This window comes from Actinomadura logoneensis, from assembly GCF_003428695.1.
Lineage (GTDB): Bacteria > Actinomycetota > Actinomycetes > Streptosporangiales > Streptosporangiaceae > Spirillospora > Spirillospora logoneensis.
Genome location: NZ_QURH01000276.1, coordinates 1 through 9,228 on the forward strand (window position 1 = coordinate 1; position 9,228 = coordinate 9,228).

At 73.2% G+C, this 9,228-nt stretch carries 8 protein-coding genes and 1 pseudogene; 4 read left to right on the top strand and 5 right to left on the bottom strand.

Features of this window, described 5'->3' with window-relative positions; all coding sequences use genetic code 11:
- A pseudogene (locus DZF91_RS16390) lies at positions 1 to 489 on the bottom strand (ATP-dependent DNA ligase); the annotation flags it as partial.
- 116 nt (positions 490 to 605) lie between these two features.
- Between DZF91_RS16390 and DZF91_RS38950 the strand changes: the two are divergent.
- The gene (locus DZF91_RS38950; RefSeq protein WP_147341178.1) at positions 606 to 1,715 is read left to right on the top strand and encodes a hypothetical protein; all 1,110 of its coding nucleotides are present in this window, start codon (positions 606 to 608) and stop codon (positions 1,713 to 1,715) included.
- Positions 1,716 to 2,151: 436 nt separating this feature from the next.
- The gene (locus DZF91_RS16405; protein WP_117358332.1) at positions 2,152 to 2,832 is read left to right on the top strand and encodes a 4'-phosphopantetheinyl transferase family protein; all 681 of its coding nucleotides are present in this window, start codon (positions 2,152 to 2,154) and stop codon (positions 2,830 to 2,832) included.
- 91 nt (positions 2,833 to 2,923) lie between these two features.
- On the opposite strand, the gene DZF91_RS16410 is transcribed toward DZF91_RS16405, so the two are convergent.
- Both DZF91_RS16410 and DZF91_RS16415 read right to left on the bottom strand, forming a co-directional pair.
- The gene (locus tag DZF91_RS16410; protein WP_117358333.1) at positions 2,924 to 3,787 is read right to left on the bottom strand and encodes an SDR family NAD(P)-dependent oxidoreductase; all 864 of its coding nucleotides are present in this window, start codon (positions 3,785 to 3,787) and stop codon (positions 2,924 to 2,926) included.
- Between the two features lie 190 nt (positions 3,788 to 3,977).
- Positions 3,978 to 5,084 carry a ferritin-like domain-containing protein gene (locus DZF91_RS16415; protein ID WP_117358334.1) on the bottom strand — a complete coding sequence of 369 codons (1,107 nt, stop codon included), beginning with the start codon at positions 5,082 to 5,084 and terminating at the stop codon, positions 3,978 to 3,980.
- Positions 5,085 to 5,202: 118 nt separating this feature from the next.
- Here DZF91_RS16415 and DZF91_RS16420 point away from each other — a divergent pair, with 118 nt between their 5' ends.
- Complete coding sequence (locus DZF91_RS16420; protein WP_117358335.1) at positions 5,203 to 5,973, top strand: TetR/AcrR family transcriptional regulator; 771 nt, start codon at positions 5,203 to 5,205, stop codon at positions 5,971 to 5,973.
- Positions 5,974 to 6,046: 73 nt separating this feature from the next.
- Here DZF91_RS16420 and DZF91_RS16425 read toward each other — a convergent pair whose 3' ends face one another.
- Complete coding sequence (locus DZF91_RS16425) at positions 6,047 to 6,658, bottom strand: TetR/AcrR family transcriptional regulator (RefSeq protein WP_235834343.1); 612 nt, start codon at positions 6,656 to 6,658, stop codon at positions 6,047 to 6,049.
- 86 nt (positions 6,659 to 6,744) lie between these two features.
- On the opposite strand from DZF91_RS16425, the gene DZF91_RS16430 reads away from it, so the two are divergent.
- Entirely contained in the window at positions 6,745 to 8,211 is a 1,467-nt protein-coding gene (locus DZF91_RS16430) for a flavin-containing monooxygenase (RefSeq protein WP_117358337.1), read from the top strand.
- 81 nt (positions 8,212 to 8,292) lie between these two features.
- Here DZF91_RS16430 and DZF91_RS16435 read toward each other — a convergent pair.
- Positions 8,293 to 9,228, bottom strand: a 936-nt coding sequence (locus DZF91_RS16435; protein ID WP_199486683.1) for a COG1361 family protein, incomplete at its 5' end; no start/stop codon positions are given.

Sequence of the window (9,228 nt, forward strand, 5' to 3'; positions counted from 1 at the left end):
GGCGGCGACCGGCCCGAGCGCGCCGCGCAGCATGACCGCCCGCCGCACCTCGGCGAGCGGCGCCCCGGCGGCGGTGGCGACGGCGTCGGTCATCACCCCGTCCAGCGCGCCCTGGCGCAGGTCGCCCGACAGCAGCCGGACCAGGAACTCCTGCTCGGCCCGCGTCGCGCGGGCGAACACGGCGTGCAGCAGCTCGCGCCGCCGCGCGACCGATCCCGGCCCGGAGACCGCGCCGATCTCGCCGAACGCCGCGTGCACCTCGGCGACGGTCAGGGACGGCTCGGACGCGGCCGGCGGAAGGTCGCGCAGCGCCGCGTACCCGACCCCGATCTGCCGTTGCGGCAGCTCGCCGGACAGGTAGGCCACGACGACGGGGGCCTCCTCCGGCTCGGCGGAGCGCAGCGCGCCCGCCAGGGCGTTCACCTTGGCCTTGCGGCCCGGCTCGGCGGCGACCTGGGCCGACGTCCGGGCGATCTCCGACAGCAGCACCCACCCATTCTGACCGCCGCGTCCGACAGTCCGCGGCCTCGACCCTGGCGTCGCCGTGCCCGGCCCGTCTACGGTCGTGGGGACCGGCGGTAATCGGGGGAGTGAGGAGCCGCAGCGTGGGCCGTCCGACGCAGTCCGGCGGGGCCGGCCGGGGACGTCGCCCGGCCGGGTCCGAAGGCCGGCCCCCCGAGTCCGAAGGCCGGGCCCCTGAATACGGAGGCCGGGCCCCTGAATACGGAGGCTGGCCGCCCGAGTACGAGCACGAGAACGAGTATCTGGACGCGGGCGGGGAGGGCGATCTCCCTCCCGGGCACGGAGGCCTCTCGTCCGGCCCCGGCGACGTCCCGCCCGGTCACGGCGACGTGCCGCCCGGCTTCCGGGACGTCCCGCCCGGCCATGGCGGCGGTGGGGGGCTCACGCGCGGGGGAGAGCCGTTCCAGCGGGTGTACTCGGCCCCGGAGCCGCCGTCGGCGGAGCGCCGTCCGAGGCTGCTGATCGTGCTGGTGGCGGTCGTGGCGTTCGCGCTGGCGGCCGGGGCCGTGTTCCTGCTGGTCCCGTCCGGCGGGAGGCCCTCCGCCGGGCCGACCGGAAACCGGACGCTGAGCCCGGCCGGAACGGGCGGGTCGTCCGGCACGTCCTCCCCGGAGCCGTCCGCGAGCCCGTCCGCGAAGTCCTCGTCGCCGCCGCGGACCGCGTCGCAGGCGCCGCAGCCGACGCAGCCGACGGCGAAGCCGTTCACCGCGCTCGAACTGCCGGACGCCTGCGGCACGGTGTCCGGGGCCGTCCTGAACCGGGTCGCGCCGGGGGCGACCAAGCAGGCGAACTCCAACAACACCCTCGCGACCTGCACGTTCACGTCCAAGGCGCCGTTCCGTTGGCTGCTGGTCGAGATGTACCTGTACCCGACGACGACCCTCCAGGACGCGGTGGGCGACGCCAGGCGCAACTACGCGGCCCGCTGGACGCAGGCGCACGACACCCCGCTGGAGCGGACCCTCACCCTCCAGCAGGCGCCCGGCCTGGGCGACGAGGCGTTCCGGAGTTTCAAGCAGGACAAGGGCCAGCCGCTCGTCGTGGGAGAAGTCACCGCACGCCGGGGCAACGTGGTGATCAGGGTTGGTTACAGTCGGCAGCTGCCATCCGGGACCAAGCCGGAGTCAGTACAGCAAAGCGCCCTGACCAATGCGACCGACGCTGCACGGGAAGTGCTGTCTGCACTGCGCTAAACCATTTCTGGCCTGAATCGGCCGGATCATGTCGTGCTCTCAGTCAGAGACTTCTAGGGTGGTGCGGTAAAGGGGAGGGTCACGTCGGCCGGGAGTGCCGTCCGACGTGGTAGAGCCTGGGGAGGAGGAGGTTGAGGCCCGTGGCCGTGAAGCCGCAAGGCGTGTCCTGGGTGTAGGACCGGACACCGAACGTCAAGACTCCGCGAGGGGCCGTGGAACGGGCGCCGTTCCACGGCCCGCCTGGTTTTTCGGGGCGAATTGGTCGGACGTCTGTCAAAGGGTGCGCAGTGAACGATGTTCGGTTTCCTCCGGCCATCGGCTAATCTCGCGGTGGAGCGACGACCAGCAGCCGTCACGGAAGCCGCCAGAAGCGGGCGGCACCGGAACGATCGGCGGCGAAGCGGATCGCGTGGAGCGGCGAGGAGGATGAGGCCCGGTGGAACCGGTGACCGTCTGGTGGGCCCAGCGCTCCGCCGCCACGCCCGCCCTGACCGCCGTCCTCGACCCCGTCGAGCGCTCCCGGCGCGACCGCTACCTCCGCGACGCCGACCGCGACCGGTTCACCCTGGGCGTGGCGCTCACCCGCTTCGCGCTCGGCGGCCTGCTCGGCCTGCCGCCCGAGCGGGTCGAGATCGACCGGTCCTGCTCCGACTGCGACAAGCCGCACGGGCGTCCGCGCGTGGCGGGCCGTCCGGACGCCCCGCACGTGTCGGTCTCGCACTCGGGCGACCGCGTGGGCGTGGCGGTCTCGGCGCACGGACCGCTGGGCCTGGACGTCGAGGAGTCCCGCAAGATCAGCGACGACATCGCGCGGCACGTCCTCGCCCCGGGCGAGACGGCCGCGACCCCCGCCGAACTGCTCGTCTTCTGGACGCGCAAGGAGGCGCTGCTGAAGGCCACCGGCGACGGCCTGCGCTTCCCGATGCCGCGCCTGCGCACCTCGCCCGCGCACGAGAGGCCCCGCCTGCTCTACTGGGACGGGCGCGACGACCACCCCGGCCGGTTCGTCCTCCACGACCTGGCCCCCGGCCCCGGCTACGCCGCCCATCTGGCCCTGCTGGACCATCCGGACGGCGTCACCGTGCACCAGCGCCCGTCGACCGACCTCCTGCCCTGACCCCGGCGCGGCCCGTACCGCTCCCCGCGCCGCCCGTGCGCGGGGCCGTCCGCCTCAGGCCGCAGAGCGTCAACCGAGGGGCGCAAGGGCGTCAGCCGAGGGGGGCGGGGATGCGGGCGATGGCCCGTACCGCGCTCGGCGCGATCCGCGACAGCGCGTACATGACGTGCGCCTCGGCGTTCACCGGCACCACGGCCTTGTTCTTGACGATCGCGTGGACGATCCGCTCGGCGACCTTCTCCGGCGGGTAGTTGCGCAGGCGCAGCAGCTTGTCCGCGCGCTCCCGCCGCCGCTCCCGCCCGGCGGCGTCCCCACCGACGTGGATCCCGTTGCGCATGATGCCGGTCTTGCTGAACCCGGGGCAGACGGCCGTCACGCCGATGCGGTGCCCGGCGAGCTCGGCGCGCAGGCACTCGCTCAGCATCAGCACGCCCGCCTTGGTCGTGCAGTAGGCGGGCAGCTCGCGGGTCGGCGCGAACGCGGCGGCGGACGCGACGTTGACGATGTGCCCGCCGAAGTTCGGCTTGTCCGGACGGTTGGGCAGCGCCTCGACGCGCTCGACCATCTGCTTGGCGAAGAGCCGGGAGCCGTGGATGACGCCCCACAGGTTCACGCCGAGGACGCGCTCCCAGTCGTCCACGCCCGTGTCCAGCAGCGGCCCGGAGACGGCGATGCCCGCGTTGTTCACCACGATGTCGGGCACCCGGTGGTCGGACCGGACGGCGGCGGCGAACTCCTCCATGGCGCGCGCGTCCGACACGTCCACCTCGTAGGCCCTGCCGACGGCGCCGAGGGCCTTGGCGAGCACGACGGTCCGTTCGGCCGCGTCCGGGTCGATGTCGGCGGCGACGACGGTCGCGCCGCGCTCGGCGAGCGCGAGCGCGGTGGCCCGGCCGAAACCTCCGCCTGCTCCCGTGACGACGGCGAGGGCTCCGTCGAAGAGCGCGAGGGACATTGCTGACCTCCGTGGGTGGGGTGCGCCCAAACCTACTCAGGTCGCCGCCCGCGCGCGATCACCTCCGCCACCCGCCCAAACCTACTCAGGTCGCCGCCCGCGCGCGATCACCTCCGCCACCCTCGCCCCGGCGGCCCACCGCCCGCGCGGCGGGCCGGGCCTCGTGTCAGCGGGCGGCCTCGGCCTCGTGTCAGCGGACGGCCTCGGCCTCGATGACGGCGTCCACCTCGGCCTTGCGCTCGGCCTCCTCGGCGGCGAAGCGCTCGGCGTCGAGCTTGTCGGCCAGCTCCTCGTCGTGGCGCATGAGGGCGTCGAGGTCGGAGCGGGACGCGTCGAGCACGCCCATCTCCTCGAACGTCGCCTGGATGCGCGGGCTCCAGAGCCCGATGTCCTTCACACACGGGACGATCCGGCTGAACAGCAGCGCCTGGAACATGCGCATGTAGGGGGACTTGTTCACCAGCTCGTCCACCTCGGCGAGCGGGATGCCGAAGTTCGTCCAGATCTCCCGGCCGCGGATGCGGTCGCGCATGAGGTGGCAGCCCTGGATGACGAACTCCTCGCGATCCTTCAGCTCGGCCGCCGACAGCTCCCGGTAGTGGTCGCGCAGCGCGAGCCGCCCGAACGCGACGTGCCGCGCCTCGTCCTGCATGACGTAGGTGAGGACCTGCTTGGGCAGCGGCTTGGTCGTCATGTCGCGCATGACGCCGAACGCGGCGAGCGCCAGCCCCTCGATGAGCACCTGCATGCCGAGGTAGGGCATGTCCCAGCGGGAGTCGCCGAGGGTCTCGTGCAGCAGGTCCTCGAGGTTGGTGTTGATCGGGTAGACCATCCCGATCTTCTCCTGCAGGAACCGGGTGAAGATCTCGACGTGCCGGGCCTCGTCCATGGTCTGGGTGGCCGAGTAGAACTTGGCGTCCAGGTCGGGGACGGACTCCACGATCCGCGCGGCGGTGATCATCGCGCCCTGCTCACCGTGCACGAACTGGGAGAACTGCCAGGACGCGGCGTGCCGGCGCAGCTCGCCCCGGTCGCGCTCGCCCATCCGGTCCCAGTGCCGCGTGCCGTAGATCGCCAGCGACTGGTCCGCGACGCCCAGGACGTCGTGCGGGTCGACCTCCAGATCCCAGTCGATGCGGGTGACCGCGTCCCACTGCCGGTCCTTGCCCTTCTGGTAGAGGGCGAGCAGCCTGTCGCGGCCGTCGTCGTACTCCCAGGTGAACCGGGTGTCTCCGGTCATCGGGACCGTCCGGTGGGACGGCTCGACGGGGCTGGTGTACAGGTCATGGGTCGACATGGCGGACCTCCCGGCACGGGCCGAGCCGCGACGTACGTACGTTGTACGTCCGGCGTACGTTGTACGTACCGTGTCATGGTTCACTTACAGGGTCAATGCCCAGGAGAGCGAACGAGCCATGAGTGAAGCGACGCCCCCCGCCGCCGCGACCACCCGGGACGAGCCGCGTCCGAGCCCACCGGAACCGGTCGCACCGGTGCGCCCCGAGCCGGTCGTGTCCGTGCGCCCGGAGCAGGCCGTGCCGGAGCAGGCCGTGCGTCCGGCGCTGACGCGGGAGCGGATCGTCCGGGCCGCGATCGGGCTGATCGAGGCGGACGGTCCGGAGGCGCTGTCGATGCGGCGCGTCGCGACCGCGCTGGACGTGGCGGTGATGTCGCTCTACAACCACGTGCCCAACAAGAAGGCGCTGCTGGAGGGCGTCGCCGAGCACGTCGCGAACCGGCTCGACCTCGCCGACGACCCGTCCGCGCCGTGGCCGGAGCGGGCCCGCGCGCTCGTCCGCGCGCACCGCAAGATGGCGCGCGACTTCCCGCGCAGCCTCACCGTCGTGCTGAGCCACAAGGTCGACACCCCGGCCGGGCTGCGGCCCGCCGAGCGGGCGCTCGCGGTCGCCGCGGCGGCGGGGTTCGACGGGCCGACGTCGGTCCGCGCGATGCGGGCGCTGCTCGCCTACGCGGTCGGCACGCAGATGCGCGAGCTGCGCGTCGCCGAGGCGTTCGCGCATCTGGGCACCCCGGCCGCCGACTCGTTCGCCCGGCTCGACCCGGACGAGTTCCCGCACGTCATCGCCCTGGCATCCGAGCTGGCCGAGAACGACACCGAGGCCGACTTCGAGTTCGGCCTCGACCTGCTCATCACCGCCCTGCAACTCCGCGCCGCCCGCGCCTGACCCGCGCCCGTCTCCGCGCGACTGACCCGCGCGACTCCGCGTGCCGACCCCGCGCCGGGCCGCGCGTTCGCCGTCAGTCGGTCATGTAGGGGCCGAGGCCCTCGCGGCAGAAGTCGGTCATGAGCCGCGCGGCGTCCCGGGCGCTGACGTCGGGGCGGCCGGTGCGCCAGACCGCCAGCCGCTCGCACGCGCCGATGATGATCTCGGTGTAGGCGAGGACGGTCGGCTCCGGCGCGTCCGGCGCGAACGCGCGCAGGACGCCCGCGATGAGCCCGCTCTGCTGGCGGCGGGTGTCCTCGACGGCCTCGGCCGTGCCCGGCGGCGTGTCCAGCGGCTGCCGCACCAGCAGCGCGAAGGTGCGCGCGTGCGCGTCGATGAACTCGAAGTAGGCGACCATGCCGCGCCACAGGACGTCGTCGGCGGTCGTGGCGCCGGCCATGGCACGCTGCGTGACCTCCAGCAGCTCGGCCTTGCTGCGGGCCATGCACGCCTCCAGCAGGCCGTCCTTGGAGCCGAAGTACTCGTAGAGCATCGGCTTGGAGACGCCGCAGCGCTCGGCGATCTCGTCCATGGACGCGGCCCGGTAGCCGCGCTCGCCGAAGACCTCCTCGGCGACGTCGAGCATCTGCCGCTCCCGTTCGGGACGGGACATGCGGCGGCGCGGGCGCGCTGTGGCACTGCTCACAGGAAATCCCATCTATTGGACCTACCGTCAGTAACCTACCGGCGGTAACTTACTCATAGTAGGTCTCCGTTCGATGGGATGGACGAATGAACGAGCGCACCTCCCCGGCGATCGTGGTCATCGGGTCCGGCTTCGCCGGGCTCGGCATGGCGATCCGGCTCAGGCAGCAGGGCTTCCACGACTTCGTCGTGCTGGAGAAGAGCGAGGCCCTCGGCGGGACCTGGCACGACAACACCTATCCGGGCTGCGCGTGCGACGTGCCGTCGCACATGTACTCCTACTCCTTCGAGCTGAACCCGGGCTGGTCGCGGATGTTCGCGCCGCAGCCCGAGATCCGCGCCTACCTGGAGCGGACCGCCGACAAGTACGGCGTGCGCGACCACATCCGGTTCGGCGCGGCCGTCGACTCGATGGAGTGGGACGACGCCGACGACCGCTGGAACGTCACGCTGGAGGGCGGCGAGGTGCTGCGTCCGAAGGCGATCGTGTCCGGCATCGGCGCGCTGCACATCCCGTCCTTCCCGGACCTGCCCGGCATCGAGCGCTTCCAGGGCGCGGCCTTCCACTCCGCCGAGTGGGACCACGACGTGGACCTGGAGGGCAAGCGCGTCGCCGTCATCGGGACCGGCGCGTCCGCGATCCAGTTCGTCCCGCGGGTGGCGCGCAAGGCGTCCAAGCTGGTGCTGTTCCAGCGGACGCCGCCGTGGATCCAGCCCAAGCCCGACCACGCGATCCCCGCCGCCGCGCGGACGCTGTTCGCGAAGGTGCCGGGCGCGGCCCGCGCGTTCCGCGCCGGGATCTACTGGACGCTGGAGGCCCGCGCGGTCAGCTTCGCGGTGAGCCCGCGCCTGGCCGGGCCGATGAAGACGCTCGCGCTGCGCCACCTGGAGAAGCAGATCCCCGACCCGGAACTGCGCGCGAAGGTCACGCCGGACTACACGATCGGCTGCAAGCGCGTCCTGCTGTCCAACGACTACTACCCGGCGCTGACCCGCGACAACGTCGAGCTCGACACGTCCGGCGTGGCGGAGGTGCGCGAGCACTCCATCGTCACCAGGGACGGCGTCGAGCACGAGGTCGACGTGATCATCTACGGCACCGGCTTCAAGGTGACCGACGCGCTCGCCGAGATGCGCGTCACCGGACGCGACGGTGTGAAGATCCAGGAGGTCTGGGCGGACGGCATCGAGGCGCACCACGGCACCACGGTCGAGCGGATGCCGAACTTCTTCATGCTGCTCGGCCCGAACACCGGCCTCGGCCACAACTCGGTCGTCTTCATGATCGAGGTGCAGATCCAGCACGTGCTGAGCTGCCTGCGGCTGCTGCAGGAGCGCGGGATGTCGGTCATCGAGCCGCGGCCCCAGGCCGTCCGACGCTTCAACGACCGGATGCACCGCAGGCTGCGGCGCGCGGTGTGGAACGAGGGCGGCTGCCGGTCCTGGTACCTGGACGAGCACGGCGTGAACCGCACGCTGTGGCCCGGGTTCACCTTCGAGTTCTGGAAGTCGTCCCGCAAGGCCAAGGAGGAGGACTACATCCTCAGCCGCTGACGGCCGGGCTCCAGGCCCGAAGACGCGAACCGGCGGCCGAGCCCTCCAGGGGGCCGGCCGCCGGTCGGCGTTCGCGCCGGGTCAGTTGCCGAAGCGGGGGAGCGGGCGCGGCAGGCGCCGCCGCGCGGGGGCCGGCTGCGGAGGCAGCGCCCGCATCCGCGCGACCGTGAGCCGCTTGCCCGCCAGGTTCAGCCGGTCCAGGCCCTTCTCGGTGAGGTCGCGGGCGGTGATGCCCTTGCCGAGCAGGATCCAGTCGGTGTGCTGGTCGCGGGCCACGGCGCGGCGGCGGCGCGTCCAGAACAGCGGCATCATCAGCAGCCCGGACGCCAGGACCATCGCGCCGCCCGCCCAGGCGACCGCGCCCGGCTCCGCGCCGCTGATCAGCGGCTCGTGCGCGGCCTTGAGGCTGGTGACGGGGGAGAGCGGCAGCGCGACGCCCGCGACCTGCGGACCGGCGACCGGCGGGAGTGCCACGGCGGGCGCCTGGAACTGGTTGCGGTCGCCGAGCGGGTCGAGCCCGGGCGGCGGGGCGTTCACTCCGGGCGGCAGGGCGCCGTACGCGCCGGGCGGACCGCCGTGGCCGCTGCCGGGCAGCGTCACGGACGCGGCGACCACGCTGAGGGTCGCCGGCGTGCTGTGCGCTCCGGCGTTGCTGGACGTGACGGTCGCCTTGACGGTGATCGTGCCGGGCTTGGTCCCGGCGGGCACGGTGACCGTCCCGAGCACCGACGCCGATCCGGACACCGTCCCGACGTAGGAGCTCGACGGCGACGCCGACGCGCCGCCACTGGCGCGGAGCCCGACGGTCACGCCCTTCGCGCTGCCCGTCACCGTGACCGACACCGAGACGGTGTCGCCGGCGTGGACGGCCGAGGTGGCCAGCGCGACGCTCAGGCCGAGCCCCGGCTTGCCGCCGCCCTTGCCGGGCGGGGTGGGGCTGCCGGGGAGGTTCCCGCCGGACGAGCCGCCGCCCGGGGTGCCGCCTCCCGGCGTCCCGCCGCCGGGGGTGCCGCCGCC

Excerpts from the sequence above, each read along its gene's own strand:
- DZF91_RS16410 (WP_117358333.1), bottom strand. The coding sequence starts at position 3,787 with ATGTCCCTCGCGCTCTTCGACGGAGCCCTCGCCGTCGTCACGGGAGCA.
- DZF91_RS16415 (WP_117358334.1), bottom strand. The coding sequence starts at position 5,084 with ATGTCGACCCATGACCTGTACACCAGCCCCGTCGAGCCGTCCCACCGG.
- DZF91_RS16420 (WP_117358335.1), top strand. The coding sequence starts at position 5,203 with ATGAGTGAAGCGACGCCCCCCGCCGCCGCGACCACCCGGGACGAGCCG.
- DZF91_RS16430 (WP_117358337.1), top strand. The coding sequence starts at position 6,745 with ATGAACGAGCGCACCTCCCCGGCGATCGTGGTCATCGGGTCCGGCTTC.